Annotated in this window: 21 protein-coding genes and 1 pseudogene; 16 read left to right on the top strand and 6 right to left on the bottom strand. The window is 68.7% G+C overall.

Annotated features, from left to right (window positions below):
* Positions 1-114: 114 nt before the first annotated feature.
* From O5I81_RS06690 to O5I81_RS06675, 4 genes and pseudogenes are all read left to right on the top strand, one after another.
* The gene (locus O5I81_RS06690; protein WP_271068172.1) at positions 115-3,015 is read left to right on the top strand and encodes a calcium-binding protein; all 2,901 of its coding nucleotides are present in this window, start codon (positions 115-117) and stop codon (positions 3,013-3,015) included.
* 206 nt (positions 3,016-3,221) lie between these two features.
* Positions 3,222-4,103 carry a hypothetical protein gene (locus O5I81_RS06685; RefSeq protein WP_271068171.1) on the top strand — a complete coding sequence of 294 codons (882 nt, stop codon included), beginning with the start codon at positions 3,222-3,224 and terminating at the stop codon, positions 4,101-4,103.
* Positions 4,104-4,345: 242 nt separating this feature from the next.
* Positions 4,346-4,465, top strand: a pseudogene (locus O5I81_RS06680) (hypothetical protein); the annotation flags it as partial.
* A gap of 36 nt (positions 4,466-4,501) precedes the next feature.
* Complete coding sequence (locus tag O5I81_RS06675) at positions 4,502-5,413, top strand: calcium-binding protein (RefSeq protein WP_271068998.1); 912 nt, start codon at positions 4,502-4,504, stop codon at positions 5,411-5,413.
* A gap of 45 nt (positions 5,414-5,458) precedes the next feature.
* Here O5I81_RS06675 and O5I81_RS06670 read toward each other — a convergent pair whose 3' ends face one another.
* The gene (locus O5I81_RS06670) at positions 5,459-5,821 is read right to left on the bottom strand and encodes a hypothetical protein (protein ID WP_271068170.1); all 363 of its coding nucleotides are present in this window, start codon (positions 5,819-5,821) and stop codon (positions 5,459-5,461) included.
* A 95-nt stretch (positions 5,822-5,916) separates the two neighbouring features.
* Between O5I81_RS06670 and O5I81_RS06665 the strand changes: the two genes are divergently transcribed.
* The 3 genes from O5I81_RS06665 to O5I81_RS06655 all read left to right on the top strand — a co-directional run bounded on the left by O5I81_RS06665 (position 5,917) and on the right by O5I81_RS06655 (position 8,844).
* Positions 5,917-6,531, top strand: coding sequence for a TetR/AcrR family transcriptional regulator C-terminal domain-containing protein (locus O5I81_RS06665; RefSeq protein ID WP_271068169.1), 615 nt, complete (start codon positions 5,917-5,919; stop codon positions 6,529-6,531).
* Positions 6,531-7,475 carry a fatty acid desaturase family protein gene (locus tag O5I81_RS06660; protein ID WP_271068168.1) on the top strand — a complete coding sequence of 315 codons (945 nt, stop codon included), beginning with the start codon at positions 6,531-6,533 and terminating at the stop codon, positions 7,473-7,475. The genes O5I81_RS06665 and O5I81_RS06660 overlap by 1 nt, the downstream gene beginning before the upstream one ends.
* Before the next feature lie 898 nt (positions 7,476-8,373).
* A complete protein-coding gene (locus tag O5I81_RS06655) occupies positions 8,374-8,844 on the top strand; it encodes an RpiB/LacA/LacB family sugar-phosphate isomerase (protein WP_271068167.1) in 471 nt (156 codons plus the stop codon).
* 4 nt (positions 8,845-8,848) lie between these two features.
* Here O5I81_RS06655 and O5I81_RS06650 read toward each other — a convergent pair whose 3' ends face one another.
* Positions 8,849-9,352, bottom strand: a complete 504-nt coding sequence (locus O5I81_RS06650; RefSeq protein ID WP_271068166.1) for a CinA family protein — start codon at positions 9,350-9,352, stop codon at positions 8,849-8,851.
* 16 nt (positions 9,353-9,368) lie between these two features.
* A complete protein-coding gene (locus tag O5I81_RS06645) occupies positions 9,369-10,460 on the bottom strand; it encodes an Mrp/NBP35 family ATP-binding protein (RefSeq protein ID WP_271068165.1) in 1,092 nt (363 codons plus the stop codon).
* Positions 10,461-10,563: 103 nt separating this feature from the next.
* Between O5I81_RS06645 and hflK the strand changes: the two genes are divergently transcribed.
* Positions 10,564-11,724 carry an FtsH protease activity modulator HflK gene (gene hflK, locus O5I81_RS06640; protein WP_271068164.1) on the top strand — a complete coding sequence of 387 codons (1,161 nt, stop codon included), beginning with the start codon at positions 10,564-10,566 and terminating at the stop codon, positions 11,722-11,724.
* Positions 11,721-12,587 (top strand): protease modulator HflC, encoded by an 867-nt coding sequence (locus tag O5I81_RS06635; RefSeq protein ID WP_271068163.1) that lies wholly within the window; start codon positions 11,721-11,723, stop codon positions 12,585-12,587. Before hflK ends, O5I81_RS06635 begins: the two co-directional genes overlap by 4 nt.
* Positions 12,588-12,824: 237 nt before the next feature.
* Here O5I81_RS06635 and serB read toward each other — a convergent pair whose 3' ends face one another.
* Positions 12,825-13,700: a phosphoserine phosphatase SerB gene (serB, locus tag O5I81_RS06630; protein ID WP_271068162.1), complete on the bottom strand. Its 876-nt coding sequence runs from the start codon at positions 13,698-13,700 to the stop codon at positions 12,825-12,827.
* Here serB and miaA point away from each other — a divergent pair.
* A complete protein-coding gene (miaA, locus tag O5I81_RS06625) occupies positions 13,699-14,643 on the top strand; it encodes a tRNA (adenosine(37)-N6)-dimethylallyltransferase MiaA (RefSeq protein ID WP_271068161.1) in 945 nt (314 codons plus the stop codon). The genes serB and miaA overlap by 2 nt on opposite strands.
* On the opposite strand, the gene O5I81_RS06620 is transcribed toward miaA, so the two are convergent.
* Positions 14,594-15,088: a hypothetical protein gene (locus O5I81_RS06620; RefSeq protein ID WP_271068160.1), complete on the bottom strand. Its 495-nt coding sequence runs from the start codon at positions 15,086-15,088 to the stop codon at positions 14,594-14,596. The genes miaA and O5I81_RS06620 overlap by 50 nt on opposite strands.
* Before the next feature lie 442 nt (positions 15,089-15,530).
* Here O5I81_RS06620 and O5I81_RS06615 point away from each other — a divergent pair, with 442 nt between their 5' ends.
* The 4 genes from O5I81_RS06615 to ilvN are packed head-to-tail and all read left to right on the top strand — an operon-like array spanning position 15,531 to position 18,489.
* Positions 15,531-17,306: an acetolactate synthase 3 large subunit gene (locus O5I81_RS06615; RefSeq protein WP_348637291.1), complete on the top strand. Its 1,776-nt coding sequence runs from the start codon at positions 15,531-15,533 to the stop codon at positions 17,304-17,306.
* Between the two features lie 40 nt (positions 17,307-17,346).
* Positions 17,347-17,634 (top strand): BrnT family toxin, encoded by a 288-nt coding sequence (locus tag O5I81_RS06610; RefSeq protein WP_271068158.1) that lies wholly within the window; start codon positions 17,347-17,349, stop codon positions 17,632-17,634.
* Positions 17,600-17,941, top strand: coding sequence for a BrnA antitoxin family protein (locus O5I81_RS06605; RefSeq protein WP_271068157.1), 342 nt, complete (start codon positions 17,600-17,602; stop codon positions 17,939-17,941). The genes O5I81_RS06610 and O5I81_RS06605 overlap by 35 nt, the downstream gene beginning before the upstream one ends.
* Positions 17,938-18,489 carry an acetolactate synthase small subunit gene (gene ilvN / locus O5I81_RS06600; RefSeq protein WP_271068156.1) on the top strand — a complete coding sequence of 184 codons (552 nt, stop codon included), beginning with the start codon at positions 17,938-17,940 and terminating at the stop codon, positions 18,487-18,489. Before O5I81_RS06605 ends, ilvN begins: the two co-directional genes overlap by 4 nt.
* A 1-nt stretch (position 18,490) precedes the next feature.
* Here ilvN and O5I81_RS06595 read toward each other — a convergent pair whose 3' ends face one another.
* Complete coding sequence (locus tag O5I81_RS06595; protein WP_271068155.1) at positions 18,491-19,858, bottom strand: PLP-dependent aminotransferase family protein; 1,368 nt, start codon at positions 19,856-19,858, stop codon at positions 18,491-18,493.
* Between the two features lie 84 nt (positions 19,859-19,942).
* On the opposite strand from O5I81_RS06595, the gene O5I81_RS06590 reads away from it, so the two are divergent.
* Together O5I81_RS06590 and O5I81_RS06585 are read left to right on the top strand one after the other, a co-directional pair.
* Positions 19,943-20,308 carry a GFA family protein gene (locus O5I81_RS06590; protein ID WP_271068154.1) on the top strand — a complete coding sequence of 122 codons (366 nt, stop codon included), beginning with the start codon at positions 19,943-19,945 and terminating at the stop codon, positions 20,306-20,308.
* A 2-nt stretch (positions 20,309-20,310) separates the two neighbouring features.
* A complete protein-coding gene (locus O5I81_RS06585) occupies positions 20,311-21,108 on the top strand; it encodes a PhzF family phenazine biosynthesis protein (RefSeq protein ID WP_271068997.1) in 798 nt (265 codons plus the stop codon).

Below are 21,108 nucleotides of genomic sequence, written 5' to 3'. Positions count from 1 at the left end.
CGCCTACTGGGCCCCGGGCAACGGAACATATTCCCCCCACGTAAATGCCCCGATGGGCGCCGTCAAAGCCGGATCATGGACGCGATCGTCGTTCGGGCCGGGGGAGCAGTACCGATGATCAAGTCCCGCAAGTTTCTCTTGGACGACCAACCGCTGAGCCTGACCACGATACCGCCGCTGGGGTTCGTCCTCAACGGCACGGCTGGCCATGACACCCTGACCGGTGGGGCGGGCAATGATACGCTGAACGGCCTGGACGGAGACGACGTGCTCCTCGGCGGGGCGGGCAAGGACGCCCTCAACGGCGGCGCGGGCTCCGACACCGCCAGCTACGCCAACGCCACCTCGATGGTGAAGGCCAGCCTGCTCGATCCCAGCATCAACTTCGGCCATGCCCTGGGCGACACCTACAGCGGCATCGAGAACCTGCGTGGTTCTGACTTCAACGACAGCCTGTTCGGCGATGCCGGCTACAACATCCTCGAGGGCGGCAAGGGCGCCGACCTGATCAATGGCGGCCTCGGCGTCGATACCGCCTCCTACGCCCACGCCGCGGCGGGAGTCACCGTCAAGATGCTATCGCAAGGCGGCAATACCGGCGAGGCCGCCGGCGACAACCTGGTCGGTATCGAAAACCTGCTGGGCTCGGACTTCAACGACACCCTGGTCGGCAACAATGCTTCCAACGTCCTCTACGGTGGCAAGGGAGCCGACGTCCTCAACGGCGGCGGCGGCGTCGATACGGCGTCCTACCTTTTCGCGACCGCTGGCGTAGCGGTCTCGCTGCAAGTCGGCGTTGAGGGTGAGGGCGAGGCGAAGGGAGACGAATTCATCGCCATCGAGATTCTGGAGGGGTCGGCGTTCGATGACATACTTTCCGGCGACTTCTCCGCCAACGGACTGGTCGGTGGGGACGGTGACGACCGCCTGGCCGGCTACGGCGGCGGCGACATCCTCGACGGCGGGGCGGGAAATGACACCGCCGAGTTCGCCTACAGCACCATCGGCTCGGTGATCAGTCTGGCCAACGCCGCCCAGAACACCGGCGAGGCCGCGGGCACGACCTTCCACGCCATCGAGAACCTGGTGGGCACTTCGGGCGCCGACAAGCTGATCGGCGACGGGGCCGACAACATCCTGCAAGGCGGCCTGGGCTCGGACATCCTCATCGGGGGAGCCGGCAGCGACACCGCCAGTTATGACTACGCCTCCCAGGGCGTGACGGTGTTCCTGAACGCCCCGATCCTCAACGTCGGCGAGGCCGCCGGCGACAGCTACAGCGAGATCGAGAACGTCCTGGGCAGTCGGTTCGACGACGACATCTTCGGCGACAGCGGGGGCAATGTCCTTAGCGGTCTGGTTGGCGCGGACCTGCTGTCGGGCGGCGCCGGAGACGATGTCCTGCACGGCGGCGAAGGGGCCGACACTCTGAACGGCGGCAGCGGGGCCGATACGCTGGACGGCGGCCCCAGCGGGGACCCGGGAAGGGACACTGCCAGCTACTCCGGCGCCGACGCGGGCGTGACGGTCGATCTTCTCGACAACACCAACAACACGGGCGAAGCCGCCGGCGACGTCTTGATCCAGATCGAAAACCTGACCGGATCCAACTTCAACGATGTGCTGGTCGGCGATGCCACGAACAATCGCCTGACCGGTGGAGCCGGCAACGATAAAATCGACGGTGGGGCCAACTCCAATACACTGATCGGCGGCTCCGGCGCCGATCAGTTCAAGATCGGCCCAGGTTCCGGAACCGATACCATCGAAGACTTCGTCCTGGGTCAGGATCTGATCGATCTAAGCCGATACGGCAGCTACCAGAGCGTCATCCAGAACGGCGCCGACGCCGTCGTCGTCGTGGACGGCATTCGCCACGTCATCCTCAAGGGGATCAATGCTTCGGCGATCAACGACAGCAGCTTCATGAACCTGGCGCTGCCGCCACCGCCCCCGCCGCCGCCACCTCCCCCTCCGCCGCCTCCGCCCGCCACGGCGGGATCGGAAGCGACGATCAACGGCACGGCCGGCGCCAACTCCATCGAGGGCACGATGCTGTTCGAGACCATCAACGGCCTAGACGGCAACGACAGGCTCAGCGGCATGGGCGGGGCTGACGTGCTGGTCGGCGGCGCCGGGGCCGACAAGCTGTCTGGCGGCGATGGCGACGACGTCCTGATCGGCGGCGCGGGTCAGGACACCCTGACCGGCGGGTTGGGCGCGGACATCTTCGTGCTGGCGCCCGGCGACGGAGCCAACACCATCGCCGACTTCCAGGACGGTATCGACCTGATCGATATCAGCGCCTACGGCAGCTATACCGGCATCACCCAGATGGCCGCCGGCGCCAAGATTCTGTTCGCCGACGGCGGCTACGCCACCCTGACCGGCGTCATGGCGGCCCAGCTCACGGCGGCCGACTTCATCACCGGCATGTCGCCGCCGCCTCCTCCGCCTCCGCCTCCCCCTCCCCCTCCTCCGCCCCCACCGCCGCCGCCGCCTCCGCCGCCTCCCCCGCCGCCCATGATGGCCGGCTCGGAGGCGACGCTGAACGGCACGGCCGGCGCCAACACCATCAACGGGACCGCTCTGTTCGAGACCATCAACGGCCTCGACGGCAACGACACCCTGAACGGCATGGGCGGGGCTGACGTCCTGGTCGGCGGCAATGGCGCCGACAAGCTGTTCGGCGGCGACGGCGACGATTTCCTGACCGGCGGCGCCGGTCAGGATACGTTGACCGGAGGCCTGGGCGTCGACACCTTCGTCTTTGGTCCGGGCGACGGCGCCAACACCATCGCCGACTTCCAGGACGGCATCGACCTGATCGATATCACCGCCTACGGCGCCTACAGTTCGATCAGCCAGCTGGCCGCCGGCGCCAAGATCATCTTCGCCGACGGCGGCTACGTCATCCTGACCGGTGTCATGGCCACCAGCCTGACCGCCGCCGACTTCATCGGCCTGGGCGGCCCCGCCCCGCTCGATCCCAAGGCCGACTGGCTGTTCGAATAGCCCCGGCGGTCCGGGTAGCGGCAATCCGTACGCCGCATCCGGACCGCCCTCCGTGGGCGCGCCCTCGCGTCCCCCGCTGCCGCGCGCCCACGGACCTCTCGCCAAGTGAACCGGACAGCCCGCGGTCCCGTAGACTCGCCACGTCCGGGCTGGCTGCAACCTGAAGACCACTTGCCTTTCCGGACCAACCTCGGAAAGGTCCGGCCATGGCCATCGACTCGTTTGCCGCCAAACTCGACCTGACCCTCAAGGCGCTGTCGATGAGCCGGGGCCGGCTCGCCGCCGACCTGGCGGTTCACAAGTCCGGCGTCGCCCGCTGGCTGAACGGTCAGGCCCTGCCCAGCGACTACAATCTCGAGCGCTTGACCGCCCTGGTCGCTGTCCGCCGCCCGGACTTCTCGATGCTCGACTGGGACCGCGACCTGACCGGCTTCGCCGAGGCTCTCGGCGCCGCCACGGCGCCCCGGGCCAACCAGCGTCCCGACGGCTTGAGGCTGCCGTCGGCCTTGATGGAGCAGATCCTGGCCAGTTCGGAACTCAGAGCCGACGCCTATGAGTGCTTCTTCCGCACGACCAGACCCCTCGGCATGATGCCCGGCCACTTCCTGCACGACCACGGCATGGTGCGTCGGGACGCCAGCGGCCTGCTGAGCCTGCGAATGGGAATCGCCGGCACCGAACTGGACGGCTGGCTGCTGCCCCTGCACCAGCACGTCTTCGTCGTCTGCAGCCAGCCGCTGACCGGCGCCCTGGTCTTCGGGATGTTCAATGGCGTCCTTCAGCGCCGGGTCGAGGTCATGGACGGCATCACCCTTTCCCAGGCGCCGGACGCTGGCAGGACCATTACGGCGGCGCCGGTCATCCTGCACCGCATCGGCCCGCTCAGCGGCGACGTCGCGGCGGACGAGGCCCGCTACCAGGAACTCATCAACCTGCCGGCCCTGGCGCCGGAAGGCAGCGTTCCGGAAGACATTCGCGACCACCTGCTGCGCGACTTCGGTCCAGGGGCGGCGGCGCTCGGCGGCGACCTCCTGATGACCATGGCCCTGGCCCGCTCGATGTCACGCGGGCCGATCACCCCCGACTAGACGCGCAACAACGCGCAACTTCCCGCGCGACAGCGCGCGCCGCCGCGCGCCGTCGCGTCTGACCGGCAAGGGCCGGCAGCACATATTCCCCGGATAAGCAGCGCAGGTCCGCGCCGCTCTCGGCCGCCGACCGGCGGCGCCTTGGGAAACGCCCGCGATGATCAAGTCCACCCGCCCCCTTCGCCTGAAGGACGACGCGCCGTTGATGGCGCCCCCCGCCCCCGGTCGCCAACCAGACGGTCACCGGCACGGCCGGCAATGACGCCCTGACCACCGGCGCCGGCAACGATACCCTCAACGGCTTGGCCGGCGACGACACCCTGACCGGCGGGGCCGGCAAGGACACGCTGAACGGCGGCGAGGGGTCCGACACCGCCAGCTACGCCAACGCCTCCACGATGGTGAAGGCCAGTCTGTTCAACCCGAGCATCAATTTCGGCCAGGCGCTGGGCGACACCTACAGCAGCATCGAGAATCTGACCGGGTCCAACTTCAACGACAGCCTGTTCGGCGATTCCGGGAATAACATCCTCGAAGGCGGCCTCGGCGCCGACCTGCTCAATGGCGGAAGCGGCTCCGACACCGCCTCCTACCGGACGGCGAGCGCCGCCGTCGTCGCCTCCCTGGCCAGTCCCGCCGCCAATATCGGCGCGGCCGCCGGCGACACCTATGTCGGCATCGAGAACCTGACGGGGTCCAGCTTCGACGACACCCTGACCGGCAACGCCGTCGCCAACATCCTGATCGGCGGCGCCGGCGCCGACAGCCTCAACGGCGGCCTGGGTCTCGACACGGCCTCCTACTCGGGGGCGACCGCCGGCGTGATCGCCTCGCTGACCAGCACCGTGGCCAACAGCGGCGACGCGGCGGGCGACAGCTACATCTCGATCGAGAACCTGACCGGCTCGAACTACAGCGACAAACTGACCGGCAACGATCAGGTCAACCACATCGTGGGCGGGGACGGCCACGACAGCCTGGTCGGGCTGGCCGGCGACGACGTCCTCATCGGCGGGGCGGGCCAGGACACCCTGACCGGCGGGGCCGGCGCCGATCGCTTCGTGTTCGGGCCCGGCGACGGGGCCAATACCATCGCCGACTTCCAGGACGGCATCGACCACCTCGATGTCACCGCCTACGGCGGCTACATGTCGATCGCCCAGCTGGCGGCCGGGGCCAAGGTCGTCTTCGCCGACGGCGGCTATGTCATCCTCACCGGCGTCACGGCGGCCCAGCTGACGGCCGCCGACTTCATCGGCCTGCCCGCTCCGTTCGCAGCCGATCCCAAGGCGGACTGGCTGTTCGGCTAGGCCGTCCCTGGCGGGACGACATCCCCCCGTCGTCCCGCAGGGGCTCTAGCCCTTCTCGTAGGCGTGGAAGGTGCAGGTCGCGGCGTCGATCGGCACGAACAGCAGGTCCGGCAGGTCCTCGTCGCGATAGAAGGGGATGCCCTCCATCTCGCCGACCTTCTTGATGAAGCTGAACTCCGAGTCGCCGAACACCCGAGGCGCGCCGGTCTTCTTGAAGCTGTCGCCGTCCAGGGTCAGGGGCTTGCCCGAGGTGTACCAGGCCTTGCCCTTGGCCCCGGGATAGGGGTCGCCCTTCTTCGTGCTCAGCTTGCCGTTGGCGTCGATGGAACAGGCCCCTGCCTGCCCTGCCGCCGCGAGCCCCAGCACCAGGGCCACGGTGAACGCGCCAACTGTCTTTGTCAGTCTCATGGTCGTCCCTCCCCAGGGAAAGACCAGCGTGCGACGAACGCGGGTGTCTGTCCAGACCGTTGACGCCCCTTTTTGTACGTCATACAAAAAACCCCATGGCGAAGGTTCAAGCCCTGACCGACGTGCGCGCCGTGCGTGAGCCCGGCAAGCGGATGCGCTCGCGCCTGCTCGACGCGGCGGTCGAGCTGTTCAAGTCGCGTGGCGCGACCGGCGTCGCCGTCGCCGAGATCGCCACCGCCGCCGGGGCCTACCCCAGCCAGGTGACCTACTATTTCCGCACCAAGGAGGCCCTGTTCGTCGAGGCCGCCTGCCGCGAGGTGCTCTATGTCGCCGCCCGGGCCGAGGCGGCCGCCGCCACCGCGCCGACGGGCGGCGATTACAACCGCCGCCTGGTCGAGACCGTGCTCGGCGCCCCTGGCCTGGCCCTGTTCGTCGAGGCCCTGTCGCTGACCCGCCGGCGGCAGGACCTCGCTCCCCTGATCGAACGCACCTTCGAACGCCTGCACGCCGAAGGCGACCGGGCCTATGCCGAGGTTCGCCGCAAACGCGGCTGGACCGGGCCTGAAGACCCCGCCGTCACCGCCCGCCGCTTCTGGACCCTGGCGCTGGGCGTGGCCCTGCGCGAAGGGGCCACCGAGGCCACCGTGTCCGAGGCGGTCGAAGACATGCTCGCCCTGCTCCGCCTGTCGCCGAAACCAGGAGACGCCTGATGGCCGCCGCCGCCCGTGTCGCCGCGAAGACCTATTTCACGCCCGAGGAATGGGCTCCGCTGTCCGAAAAGTCGGCCTGGAAGGGCCCGGCCCTGATCGCCCATGCCTGGCTGGTCATCTTCGCCGCCGGGGCCATGGCCCTGGTCTGGCCGATCACCATCCCGCTGGCGGTGATGATCATCGGCGCCCGCCAGCTGGGCCTGGCCATCCTGATGCACGACGCCGCCCACGGCGCCCTGCACCCCGACCTCAAGGTCAACGACTTCCTCGGCGACTACCTGACCCCCGGCGGCCTGGTCGCCTACCGCACCTATCACCTGGGCCATCACAGGTTCGCCCAGCAGTCGGAAGACCCGGACCTCGTCCTCTCCGCCCCCTTCCCGATCACCCGCAAGTCCCTGTGGCGCAAGGTGGTCCGCGACCTGACCGGCCAGACCTACTACAAGCAGCGCTGGGCCGGCCTGGTGAAGACCCTGCGCGAGCGCACCCCCGATCAGCCGCTTTGGCCGATCCTGAAAAAGGCGGTGGTCAGCCGTAAACGCTTCTTCCTCGGCATGATCGTCACGGTCGCCGTCACCGCCCCGTTCGGCTTCTGGTGGGCCTGGCCGGTGCTGTGGCTGGCGCCGCAGGCGACCTGGCTGCCGCTCGTCACCCGCCTGCGCAACATCGCCGAGCACGCCTGCATCGCCAGGGACGAGCCCGATCCCCTGCGCCACGCCCGCACGACGAAGGCCAACCTCATCGAGCGCGCCCTGCTCGCGCCGTATTTCGTCAACTATCACTGCGAGCACCACATGTTCATGTGGGTAGGCTGCTACAACCTACCGAAAGTAAGCCGTTTGCTTCGGGAAAAAGGCGTTACGAATGGAATGCTGACAGCCAAATCGTATTTGGAAGTTCTACGGCTGGCGACCTCTCGCTCTGAGGTTTCCAGCGCTCCCTGACACCCGTTTCGGCGTTCGCCAATCCCTCATTCGGTAAATCAACAATGGCTCATAACCGGAAACTGGTCTTGGCTGGCGTGGCTCTCACCCAAGCTCGAATTCACGCTAGGCGAAATGCGGCAGCGGCGAACCGAGTACGTGACGAGCTTGAGGAAGAACTAGTCCGTTCCGGATATCTCGAAGACGCCCCATTCAGTTGGGTGAGTGTCATCATCCGATATGGACTGAAAGATGAACTCGAACCTCACTACCGCAAAATAGACACTAGAGATGGCGAGCTCCCATTGGCCATAGAGGTAGACGTTCATCGGTTCCGTGATGCGGCGGAAGATGAGATGGCTGCAGTTTATCGTAAGGCTACGTTGATAGCGCTTATCCACGCAGGCGAGCGATACCGGCTACCCGTGACGCATCTCAGGTCTCTTTACGAGGCAGCGTAGCCGCTGCCGCGCGAATTCGATCTTCATGCATGTGCCCTGCTACAACCTGCCGAGAACGCATCGGTTGCTGAAGCAGAAGGGCGTGCTGGACGGCATGTTGACCGCGCCGGGCTACTGGGACGTCTTCAAGCTGGCCTCCAGCAAACCGGCGAGGCTGGCCGTGGCCTGAACCGGCCGCTATCGAAGCGGCCTACGATTATACCGCGTCAGCCGGCGGCAAGGGCGTCAACGCGGCGTCTTGCCGTTGAAAAGGCTGAGGGAACCGTGCCCGGAGGGTGGGCCGAGGCGGCGGGATTGTAGCCCACGGCGTAGGCCAGCCGCAGGCCGCGTGTCGCCGAATGTAGGCCTGCTTGTCGTCGCTGGACCCACATCCGGCCGGGTGGCCGTCGCAATTGTCGCAAGGGCCGTAAGAAGCCCCAAAATGAATATGTCTAGACATATTCATCGGCTTTCGGGAGATGACCGACAGACTGACCCGCAAGCCCATCGCCATCGCCGCCGACCACCGAGGGGTCGCCCTGAAGGCGCGGCTCACGGCGTGGCTGGAGACCGAGGGTTATGCGGTCAAGGACTGCGGCACGGGCAGCGCGGCCGAACGGGTCGACGCCATGGACTACGCCGTGGCTCTGGTGACCGAAATCAAACAGGGCCGGTCCGATTTCGCCGTCGGCATCTGCGGCAGCGGCCAGATGATGGCCATCGCCGCCAATCGCTTCCCCTTCATCCGCGCCACCCTGCTTCACACGGTGGAGGAGGCCGCCTCGGCCCGGCAGCACGGCGACGCCAACCTGCTGGCCCTCGGGGCGGACACCCTGGACGGCACGACGGCGGAACAGATGCTCAGGCTCTTCCTGACCACCCCCGCTCTGGGCGACCGCTATGCGGAGCGGCGCGAGCGGCTGGCGCGGCTGGATCCGTCAGCGCTGTAGGCCGCTAGCGGGCCGGCGCGGTTTCCAGGACCTCGACGAACAGCTTCAGCGTCGCCTCGGCGAAGGCCCACATGTTCTCGACCCGGTCGCTGGACCCGGTGCGCAGGGTCCGCACGACGCTGACCGCCCCGACCACGGCCATGCAGGTGTGCCCGGCCGGATCGCCATAGGGGTTGCCGTCAGGTCCCGCCGCCCCAGTCTCCGACAGCCCCCAGCTGATGTTGCCGTGCCGGGCCTTGATCTCGCCGGCCAGCAGCAGGGCGTAGGGCTCGGAGCTGGAGCGGATGCCGTCGGCCCGCATCTGGTCGGTGGAGATGCCGGCCAGCCCCCGGATCGAGCGGGCCGAATAGGTGATGGCGCCGCCGGCGAAATAGGCCGAGGCGCCGGGGACAGCCAGCAGGCTGGCGGAGATCAGCCCGCCGGCCGAGGTCTCCCCGACGGCGACCTTCTCGCCCCGTTCCTTGAGCAGGGCGCCGGCGCGGGCGCCGAGGGCGAGGATGTCGTGCATGTTGTCTTTCGCCTTCCTACAGCAGCGCCCGGGCCGCCGCCTCGAAGCCTTTGGCGGCGAGGCTTTCGCCGCCGACCGCCGTCAGCGGGCGGCCCTCGTCGCCGGCCTGGCGCAGGGCCAGTTCGATGGGGATTTCGGCCAGCAGGGGGACGCCGAGCGTCTCCGCCTCGGTCCTGGCCCCGCCGGTTCCGAAGATGGGGATTCTCACGCCGTCCGGGCCTTCGAACCAGGCCATGTTCTCGATGACGCCGAGGATCGGGGTGCCGGTCTTGGCGAACATCGCCGCCGCACGTCTCGCGTCGATCAGGGCGATCTCCTGAGGCGTGGAGACCAGCACGACGCCATCGACGGCCAGTTTCTGGACCAGGGTCAGGTGGATGTCGCCGGTGCCCGGCGGCAGGTCGACGATGAGGAGGTCGAGGGGCGTGGCTTCCGTGCCCCAGCGCACGTCCTGGACCATCTGGCGCACGGCGGAGCTGGCCATCGGGCCGCGCCAGATCATCGGGCTGCCTTCGGCGACCATGAAGCCGATGCTCATCAGCTTGACCCCGTGGGCGGTGAGCGGCTCGAGCTTGCCGTCGACGAAGGCCGGCTCCTCGTCGATGCCCATCATCTTCGGCGCCGAAGGGCCGTAGACGTCGGCGTCGAGCAGACCGACGTTCAGGCCCAGCTTTGCGAAGGCGCAGGCGAGATTGACCGAGACGGTGGACTTGCCGACCCCGCCCTTGCCGCTGGCCACGGCGATGACCCGCTTCACATGGGCCGGCTTCTCGGCTTCCGAGGCCTTGGGTTCGGATTTTGGATCGGGGCTGAGCCGCGCCGTCTTGCGCTGGCGCGTCACCCCGGAGCCGGCCTCGGCGGTCAGCACCACCTGGGCCTTCTCGACGCCCGGCAGGCCCTTCAGGACCGTCTCGGCCTGTTCGCGGATATAGCCGTAGCGGGCCGCGTCGGCGGCCGGAACCTCGAGCATGAAGCCGGCGGTTCCCTCACGGATCACCAGCCCCTGGACCAGCCCGGCGGCCACCAGGCCGCGCCCGGACCGGGGATCGACCACCTTGTCGAGGGCCGCCAGGACGGCGTCACGGTCGATTGTCGGGAGGGAAGTCATACCGGTTCAGCTTGCGTTGAGGGCTTGGGCGTCTCATATCCGGCTCCACGCCCGGGTTTGCAACCGGGCTCGTTTATTCAGCCGACGGAAGCCCGCCGACTCCATGCCCTGGAACGACAACGCCAACCCCGGACCCTGGGGTTCGCCGCCGCCGGAAGGCGACAAGGACAAGCCGGGCGCCCCGGCCCCTGCCCCTGACCGTGACGAACCGCGCCGGCCGACGCCGCCGCGCCGCCCGCAACCGCCGCCCGCCGAGGGCGTCGACCTCAACGAACTGATCGACCGCTGGAGCGCCCGCCTGCGCGGGATGTTCTCTGGTGGGGGCGGCGGTGGCGGCGGATCGCCCGGCGAGAGCACGCCGGACATGCTGCGCAAATACGCGCCGATCGTCGGCGGCCTGCTGGTGGCGGTCTATGCCCTGGCCGGCGTCATCGTCGTCGGGGCCAAGGAGACGGCGGTGGTCACCACCTTCGGCGCCTACACCAGCAAGTTCGGCCCCGGTCTGGGCTACCACTTCCCGATCATCCAGGGCTACCGCAAGGTCGACGTCACCACCATCAACGAAACCCTCGTCGGCGGCGCCAAGGCCGGCACCGTCGAGGACGAGAGCCTGATGCTGACCGGCGACGAGGCCATCGTCGATATGTCGTTCGCCGTGAACTGGAAGATCGCCGACGCGCCCAAGTCGCTGTTCAACGTCACCGACGTCGCCCAGACGGTGAAGGACGTCGCCGAGAGCGCCATGCGCGAGGTGGTCGGCCGCAACCAGCTGGACCCGGTGATGACCACCGACCGCGGCCGCATCCAGCTGGAGGCCGCCACCCTGATGCAGCGCATCCTCGACAGCTATGACGCCGGGGTGGTGGTCGATTCGGTGCAGATCCGCGCCGCCGAACCGCCCAAGCCCGTCGTCGCCGCCTTCCAGGACGTCGCCGCCGCCGACCAGGACTATCAGGCCAAGGTCAACCGGGCCGAAGGCCAGGCCTCGCAGATCAAGCAGGCGGCGCTCGGCTACAAGGCCCAGGTCGTCAACGAGGCGGTCGGTGAGGCGCAGCGCTTCGACCAGATCTATGTCCAGTACCGCCTGGCCCCCGGCGTCACCCGCCAGCGGCTCTACATCGAGACGATGGAGCGGGTGCTGAGCAAATCCAACAAGGTGATCATCGACGGCAAGGGCGTCACAGCCCCCATCGTGCTGTCGCCCGATGTCTTCAAACCCAAGGTGAGCGCAGCGGCGCCGCGCAGCGCGGGAGCCGCCCAATGATCGGCCGCAATCAACTCTACGTCCTGGCCATCCTGCTTGGCGGCCTGCTGCTGATCGCCAGCCAGACCTTCTATGTCATCAAACAGACCGAGCAGGCCGTCGTCGTCCAGCTGGGCAAGGTGGTGCGGGTGGTCAACGCGCCCGGCCGTGGCGACGGGCCCGGCCTGAAGATGAAGTACCCCTTCTCGGAAAGCATCATCGTCTTCGACAAGCGCAACCAGACCCTGGAAGCGACCAAGGAAGAGATTCTGACCGGCAGCAAGGGCCGGCTGATGGTCGACGCCTTCCTGCGTTACCGCATCAAGAACCCCTACCTGTTCTACACCGCCATGGGCGATGCGGCGAACAGCCAGAGCCGGCTTGAACAGCGCCTCAACGCCGCCCTGCGCCAGGCCCTGGGCACGGCCGACAGCGACGACATCATCTCGAAGCGTCGGGCCGAACTGATGGGCACGATCCGCAACAACCTGGCCCGCCAGGCCGTCAGCTCGCGCCTCGGCATCGAGGTCATCGATGTGCGCATCAAGCGCGCCGACCTGCCGCTGGCCAACCAGAACGCCGTCTACGAGCGGATGAAGACCGCCCGCCAGCAGCAGTCGGTCCGTAAACGCGCCGAGGGCGACCAGAAGGCGCTGGAGATCGTCGGGACCGCCACCGGCGAGGCCGAACGCATCCGAGGCGAGGCCGACGCCGAACGGGCCCGCCTGTTCGCCGAGAGCTTCGGCAAGGACCCGGCCTTCGCGGGCTTCTACCGTTCGATGCGGGCCTATGAGACCAGCCTCGGCCAGGGCGACGCGACCCTGGTGCTGTCGCCGGACAGCGAGTTCTTCCGCTACTTCGGCAAGGGCGGCGGCGGGGAGTAGGTCGCCGGCCAGCGCGGTTCGCCTCTGCAGGGGAAGCACGCTCGCGCACGAACTTGCCCCCTCTGTGTCATCCCGGAAGACCGCGGAGCGGGCTATCCGGGACCCAGGGGGTGCGTGGTCTCGCGATCGAACGCAGCTTTGACGCCGGTGCGCTGCAACCCCTGGGTCCCGGATAAGCGCTACGCGCTTTCCGGGATGACAGATTTTTGGATAGGGCATTGTCCGGCCGTCGGTGGGTCAGTCCGTGACGAATTGGTTTGCCGAATACCCCTGAAAATACAGCAGCGCCGTCAGGTCGGCGTAGTCCACCCGGGCGTGGGCTTGCGCCGCCACGACCGGCTTGGCGCGGTAGGCGATGCCGAGGCCGGCGGCTTCGATCATGGCCAGGTCGTTGGCGCCGTCGCCGACGGCCAGCGTCTCGGACAAGGGAATGCCGAGCCTGGCCGCCTCGCCCTGGAGGGCTGCCAGCTTTGCCTCCCGGCCGAGGATGGGCTCGCCGACCTCGCCGGTCAGACCGCCGGCATCCTCGATCAGGGTGTTGGCCCGATCTTCATGGAAGCCGGCGGCGGCGGCCACGCGGCCGGTGAAGAAGCTGAAGCCGCCGGAGACCAGCAGGCAGCGCGCCCCGTTCGCGGCCATGGTGCGGACCAGGGTTCTGGCGCCGGGATTGAGCTTGACCCGCTCGTCGTAGCAGCGCTGCAGGGCGGCCAGCTCCAGGCCCTTCAACATGGCGACCCGCTCGCGCAGGGCGCCCTCGAAGGCCAGTTCGCCGCGCATGGCCCGTTCGGTGATCGCCGACACGGCCGCCTTGACGCCGGCGAAATCGGCCAGCTCGTCGAGGCATTCGCAGCCGATGATGGTCGAGTCCATGTCGGCGATCAGCAGGCGTTTGCGGCGGCCCTCCAAAGGCTGGATACAGGCGTCGACCGGCAGGTCGCCGAGGACGGCGTCGAGCAGGCCCCGGGTCAGGGTCTGCTGGCCGGACGCGGTCAGATCGGCGGCGCCGGTGCCGAGCAGGCGGGCCTCGCCGGCGCCGGTCTGGGAACGAACACGGGTGATCGCGGCCGAGACGGCTTGCGGATCGGGGCTGACAAGGGTGATGGATAGCTGCATGGAGCCCCGCATCTGGCTGATCGCCGGACCCACCGCAAGCGGCAAGTCCGCCCTGGCCCTGCGCCTGGCCCGGGAAACCGGGGCTGAGATCGTCAATGCCGACGCCCTGCAGCTCTATGCCGACCTGACGGCGCTGAGCGCCAGGCCGACGCCGGAGGAGTTGGCCCAGGCGCCGCACCACCTGTTCGGCGTCGCCGATGGGGCCGACGGCTGGAGCGTCGGCCGCTGGCTGCGGGAGGCGCAGCCGGTGTTGGAGGACATCAACGGCCGGGGCAGGCCCGCCATCGTCGTCGGCGGCACCGGCCTGTATTTCAAGGCCCTGACCGAAGGGCTGGCCGATGTTCCCGCCGTGCCGAATGACCTGCGCGACGCGGTCGAGGCGCGGTACGACGCCGAGGGCGAGGCGGCGGCGCGGGCCCGGCTGGCGCTGGCCGATCCGGCGGCGGCGGCCCGGATCGCCCCCGGCGACCGCCAGCGCCTGACCCGGGCGCTCGGGGTGCTGCAGGCCAGCGGACGGCCGCTCAGCGCCTGGCAGGCCGAAACCAGGCCGGCGTTGGACGAGGGCAGCTGGCGGGCCATCGCGCTCGAACCGCCTCGTGACGCCCTTTACGACCGGTGTGACGCGCGCCTGGACTCCATGCTGGAGGCCGGCGCCCTGGCCGAGGTGGCGGCGCTGACCGCCCGCGGGCTGGATCCGCGCCTGCCGGTCATGAAGGCGGTCGGAGTGCGCGAGTTCGCCGCCCATCTGGCCGGCGATATCACCCTCGAGCAGGCGCTCGACGACGCCCGCCGCGAGACCCGCCGCTACGCCAAGCGCCAGCTGACCTGGCTGCGCAACCAGATGGCGGACTGGCCGCGCGCGACCAGCCTCGATCCCGAAGCGCAGTGGTCGGCTATTCTTTCGGCAGCCACAGATCCTGGGTCGCCACCGCCCCGTCGATGACGATGGTCAGCGCCCGCTCGACAACCTCGGGCTTGATGTCGCGGTTTTCCACCGGCACGGCGATAGTCAGGACGTTGTTGTCGGAGAAGAACAGCTGGGCCGGCTGGACCTCGTAGTTGGCCCTCATCAGGGCCTTGTAGTCATCGGAGGCGGTCAAGTCCTTCAGGGACGACTTGATCCAGATGTACTGGGTGCTCGGGCTCAGCTCGGCCAGCAGGTAGATGTCGAGCCCGCCTTGCTCGACCTTGAACTCGAAGTAGCTGTCGTTCTTGCCGTCGGTGGTCTTGTGGCCGAGACCCTCGAAGATCTGGCGGAGTTTCTTCAGCGTCACCCCGCCCTTCAGGTCGGGCTTGGCCGGAGCCTCGGCGGCGGCGGCAGGCAGCGTCGCCACGGTGGCGCCAAGGGGCGCCACGAGCAGGGCGAGGGCGAGGAGATGAGGGCGCATGAGGGTTTCCGGTCTGGTTGCCCCCGCAGAGTCACCGTCCGGCCGGGCGCCGTCATCCCTCATCAGGGGGGACCTTTTGCCGGGAGCGCCGCCGGCCGGCAGGCGCTTCCGGGACCAGGGGGATCGACACGCCCGAATTTACGTCTGTAGTGATCGAGAGAATTGGAAGGAACTTGCGCCAACCAGCGCCTTGACCGCCCTTCGACCGCATGGCAAAAGCCATTTCGTGGATTTGGAGCAAACTTCGTGCGCATCGTGAGCATCGTACTTACCTAGCGGCCCTGTCCGGCGTGTCCCCAGCACGCCGTTCATGGTCGCATGCGCCGGGGCCCTTCTGGGGCCCCTTTTGTTTTCCAGGCCTACGCCTTCCCCCCGAGACAGACCGATGACCGACCAGAACACCGCCGAACAAGCCGCTGCCCCCCATGGCCCTGATGTCCAGCTGGACACCCTCACCGGCGCCGAGATGGTGATCCGCGCCCTGGTCGACCAGGGCGTCGAGGTGATGTTCGGGTACCCGGGCGGGGCGGTGCTGCCCATCTATGACGCCCTGTTCCAGGACAACGAGCAGCATGGCGAGCGCCTGCGCCACATCCTGGTCCGCCACGAGCAGGGCGCGGCCCATGCGGCCGAGGGCTATGCCCGCTCGACCGGCAAGCCGGGCGTGGTTCTGGTCACCAGCGGCCCCGGCGCCACCAACGCCATCACCGGCATCGTCGACGCGCTGATGGACAGCATTCCGATGGTCGTGCTGACCGGCCAAGTCCCGACCCACCTGATCGGCACCGACGCCTTCCAGGAAGCCGACACCGTCGGCATCACCCGCGCCTGCACCAAGCACAACTACCTGGTGAAGGACATCAAGGACCTCCCGCGCATCCTGCACGAGGCCTTCCACATCGCCACCAGCGGCCGGCCGGGCCCGGTTCTGGTCGACCTGCCCAAGGACGTGCAGTTCTCGCGCGGCGTCTATCAGGGCCCCGACGAGGTCCAGTTCGGCCACGCCTATGCCCCGCGAACCAAGGGCGACGCCGGCCGCGTCGCCGAGGCGGCGCGGATGATCGCGGCGGCCAAGGCGCCGATCTTCTACACCGGCGGCGGCGTCATCAACGCCGGGCCGGAGGCGGCCAAGGCCCTGCGCGAGTTCGCGGCCATGACCGGGGCGCCGGTGACCTCGACCCTGATGGGCCTGGGCGCCTTCCCGGCCGCCGATCCGGCCTGGCTGGGGATGCTGGGCATGCACGGCACCTACGAGGCCAACCATGCGATGCACGACTGCGACGTGATGATCTGCGTCGGGGCGCGGTTCGACGACCGGGTGACCGGGCGGCTGGACGCCTTCTCGCCGAACTCCAAGAAGATCCACATCGATATCGACGCCAGCTCGATCAACAAGAACGTCCGCGTCGACATCGGCATCGTCGGCGACGCCGGGTCGGTGCTGAGCGACCTGATCGCGTCCTGGAAGGACCAGCGCCTGAGCGCCAACCGCCAGGCGCTGGACGAGTGGTGGCGGCAGATCGAGGCCTGGCGCGAGGTTCGCTGCCTGCGCTACGGCAAGAGCGAGGGGACGATCAAACCCCAGCTGGCCATCGAGCGGCTGTACCAGCTGACCAAGGACCGCGATTCCTACATCACGACGGAAGTCGGCCAGCACCAGATGTGGGCCGCCCAGTTCTACCGCTTCCAGGAGCCCAACCGCTGGATGACCTCCGGGGGGCTGGGCACCATGGGCTATGGCCTGCCCGCGGCGCTGGGCGTGCAGCTGGCGCATCCGGACAGCCTGGTCATCGATATCGCCGGCGAGGCCAGCATCCAGATGTGCATCCAGGAGATGTCGACGGCGGTGCAGTACGACCTGCCGGTCAAGATCTTCATCCTCAACAACGAATGGATGGGCATGGTCCGCCAGTGGCAGGAGCTGCTGCACGGCCAGCGCTACAGCCACAGCTATTCATCCAGCCTGCCCGACTTCGTGAAGCTGGCCGAGGCCTACGGGGCCAAGGGCATCCGCTGCAGCGACCCGGCCGAGCTGGATGCGAAGATCATCGAGATGATCGACCATCCGGGCCCGGTGATCTTCGACTGCCGGGTCGAGAAGGCCGAGAACTGCCTGCCGATGATCCCGTCCGGCAAGGCGCACAACGAGATGATCCTGCCCGAGGAACTGGACGATCTGGGCTCGGTGATCGACGAAGCCGGGCGTAGGCTGGTGTAGGATTGACGTACAGATTTGTACGTACAATAATGAGGGGCGAATGGAGTTCGAGTGGGACGCTGAAAAGGCGCGAACGAACAGGCTCAAACATCGGGTCAGTTTCGAACGCGCAAGCGGCGTCTGGTTCGATCCGCTCCACCTGATCATCCCGGATCGCCTGGTGGACGGCGAGGAACGATGGTGGGCCGTCGGCCGGGTCGAACCGGGCGGCCTTTTGGTGGTCGTCCACGCCTATCCAGACCCGGACGACGAAAATCTGGTGCGCATCATCAGCGCGCGAAAGGCTGAACGCCATGAGCGAAGGCAATACGAAGATGGTTCGATATAAGCCGCCACCCGGCGGCTACGCGCCGGGCGAAGAGGAGCGGGCTGAACTTCGCCGCCTCGAGGAGATGGGCGACGACGAGATCGATTTCTCCGACATCCCGCCGATCACGGCTGAACAGTTCGCCAACGCCCGCCGGGGTGGTCCCTACAAGGCGGTCAAACAGCCCGTCACCATCCGCCTCGACGCCGATGTCGTCGGCTGGTTCAAGGACAAGGCAGGCGACGCCCCCTACCAGACCGAAATCAACCGGGTTCTCCGCCAGCATGTGGCGCGTCAGCTCGTTCAAGACCGAAAGAAGCGCGCTTGACCCTCCCCGCCCAACCCGCCTCCGCCTACGACCTCGCGCACGAGACCGAGGTCGAACAGCTCGCCACCTTCGCCCTGCTGGTCGACAACGAGGCCGGCGTCCTGCACCGCGTCGTCGGGCTGTTCGCCGCGCGCGGCTACAACATCGAAAGCCTGACCGTCGCCGAGACGGACAGGAAGGCCCACACCAGCCGCATCACCATCGTCACCCGCGGCGCCCGCCATGTGCTGGAGCAGATCGAGGCCCAGTTGCAGAAGGTGGTCAGCGTCCGCCGCGTCCACGACGTGACCAGGGACCCCAACGGCGTCGAGCGCGAGCTGGCGCTGGTCAAGGTCAAGGGCACTGGGACCGACCGGGTCGAGGCCCTGCGGGTGTCGGACATCTTCCGCGCCAAGGTGATCGACACCACCTCCGAGAGCTTCGTGTTCGAGATCACCGGCGCGCCGGGCAAGATCGACAGCTTCATCGACCTGATGCGGCCGCTGGGCCTGGTCGAACTGTCCCGCACCGGCGTGCTCTCCATCGAGCGCGGTCCCGGGGCGATGTAGCTCAGACCCGGGCGGTCTCGCCGTGCTCGCGCCCGGCGATCGCCCCGGCCAGGATTCGCAAGGCCTGCTCCAGGCGGGCCCTGTCCCGCACGCCGCCAAGGCACAGGCGCAGGCCCCGTGTGGACCCCGGTCCGACCAGGGGGGCGTCGGGCGGGGTCAGCTGCACCCCGGCCCGAAGCGCCCTGCCCGCCACCCGCTCGGCCTCCAGTTCGTCCAGCGGCAGCCACAGATGCAGGCTGGCTCCGGCGACGGGGCGCTCGACCGCCGGGCCCAGCACCGCGATAGCCAGGGCCATCCGCGCGCGCGCCTCGGCGACATTGTCGCGGGCGATCGCCTCGGCCGTGCCGTCCTCGATCCACTGGGTGGAGATCATCCGACTGAAGGTGTCACCGGCCCCCAGCAGGCCCTCGACGGCCAGCAGGACGCGGTCCCGTCCCGCCAGGTCCGGGGGCACGACGACACCGGCCCGCAGGCCCGGCGCGACCAGCTTGGACAGGCTGGCGACGAACCAGGTGCGGTCGGGAGCGGAGGCGGCGATGGGCGGGTGGCGCTCCGGTCCGGCGTAGAGGCCATAGACATCGTCCTCGACGATCCACAGGTCGTGCCGTCGGGCCACGTCGGCGATGGCCTGGCGGCGGGCCCGGCTCATGGTGCGGGTCGTGGGGTTCTGCAGGGTCGGCAGGACATAGACCGCCCTGGCGCCCGATGACCGCGCCGCCTCGGCCAGGGCGTTCGGCTCCATGCCTTCGGCGTCGAGGGGGACGCCGAGCAGGCGATAGCCGGCGGCCTGAGCGAGGGGCTTGAGGCCCATGTAGGTGGCCTCCTCGCACAGCACCGTGTCGCCCGGCCGGCAGACGGCGCCAAGGGCCAGGGCCATGGCCTGCTGGGCGCCGCCGCAGAGCACCAGCTGTTCGGCGCTGACGCCTTCCAGTCCGCAGATCCGCGCCAGCCAGGCGGCCATGGCGGCGCGGTGGGCGGGCTCGCCGGCCCGGGGGGCGTAGGCCAGGGCCCGCGCCAGATCCGGCCGGCGCTGCAGTCCGGCGAGGGCCTGGCCGATGCGGGCCTCCGCCTGGCCCATCGGCGGCAGGTTGCGGGAGAGGTCCATCAGGCCCTCGGGCTGCGGCGCGGCCCGCTCGGCGACGAAGGAGCCCCGGCCGACCCGGGCGGAGATCAGGCCCCGCTGCTCAGCCGCCGCATAGGCCCGGGTGACGGTGCCCAGGCCCAGCCCGGCCGCATGGGCCAACTCCCGCTGCGGCGGCAGGCGCGCGCCCGGCGCCAGCGTCCCGGCGGCGATGTCCCCGGCCAGGGCGGTCAGCAGCCGCTCATGCAGGGGCTCGGGCCCGTCGGGCAGTTTTGGCGTCCAGATCATCGCGGCCTCAGATTGTCACGGGACAATACTCTGATTGACTATAGATCAATCCTGCGGAATTTCCACGGGCAGAGGAGACAATCCATGCCCCGCTATGCCGGCGCCTGTCACTGCGGCGCGGTCCGCTTCGAGGTCGAAGCCGATCCGGCCGAGATGACGACCTGCGACTGCAGCCTGTGCGTCAAGCGCAACGCGCTGATGATCAAGGTCCCGCAGGCGGCGCTGCGGCTGCTGGCCGGTGGGGACCAGTTGGCGACCTACGTCTGGAACACTGGCGTCGCCCGCCATCACTTCTGCGCCCGCTGCGGCATCTACACCTTCCACCGCAAGCGGGCCGCGCCCGACGCCTTCGGGGTCAACGTCTTCTGCCTCGAAGGCTTCGATCCCGCCGCCCTCCCCGTCCGCCGCACCGACGGCGCCGGCATGTCCCTTCAGGAGAACGTCCAGTGAAACTGCCCCTCTACCAGGTCGATGCCTTCGCCGACGCGCCGTTCCAGGGCAATCCGGCCGCCGTGGTTCCCCTCGACGCCTGGCTCAAGCCGGCGCTGATGCAGGCCATCGCCGCCGAGAACAACCTGGCCGAAACCGCCTTCTTCGTCGCCGAGGGCGAGGGATTTGGCCTGCGCTGGTTCACGCCGGAGGTGGAGGTCCCGCTCTGCGGCCACGCCACCCTGGCCAGCGCCCATGTGCTGTTCCGGCATCTGGGCTTCTGCGGCGAGCGGATCGTCTTCCAGACCCACAGCGGGCCGCTGACCGTCACCCGCGCCGCCGACGGCCAGCTGGAAATGGACTTCCCGGCCCGCCGGGGCGTGGAGAGCGCCGCGCCGCCCGCCCTCGCCGAGGCCCTTGGGGCCCGGCCCCGGGCTGTCGTCGAGGGCATGACCATGCTGGCCCTGTTCGATGATCCTGAGGCTATCAGGACCATGACCCCCGACTTCACCGCCCTGGCCCGGTTCTGCCGGCCGCTGGACAACATCGGGGTGGCGGTCACCGCCCGCTACGAGGGCCCCGAGCCCTGGGACTTCGTCTCCCGCTTCTTCGCCCCGGCCAAGGGCATCGACGAGGACCCGGTCACCGGCGGCGCCCACTGCGCCCTCACCCCCTACTGGGGCGAACGGCTGGGCAAGACGAGCCTCATCGGACGCCAGCTGTCTCGCCGGGGTGGCACGGTGCTGTGCGAGGACCGCGGCGAGCGGGTCGGCCTGAAAGGGCGATGCGCTGACTATCTGGTCGGTGAGATCACCGTCTGA

It is taken from the genome of Caulobacter sp. NIBR1757 (assembly GCF_027912495.1).
Lineage (GTDB): Bacteria > Pseudomonadota > Alphaproteobacteria > Caulobacterales > Caulobacteraceae > Caulobacter.
The sequence above is the reverse complement of the archived record's forward strand: the minus strand, read 5'-3'. Positions and strand labels throughout refer to the sequence as shown.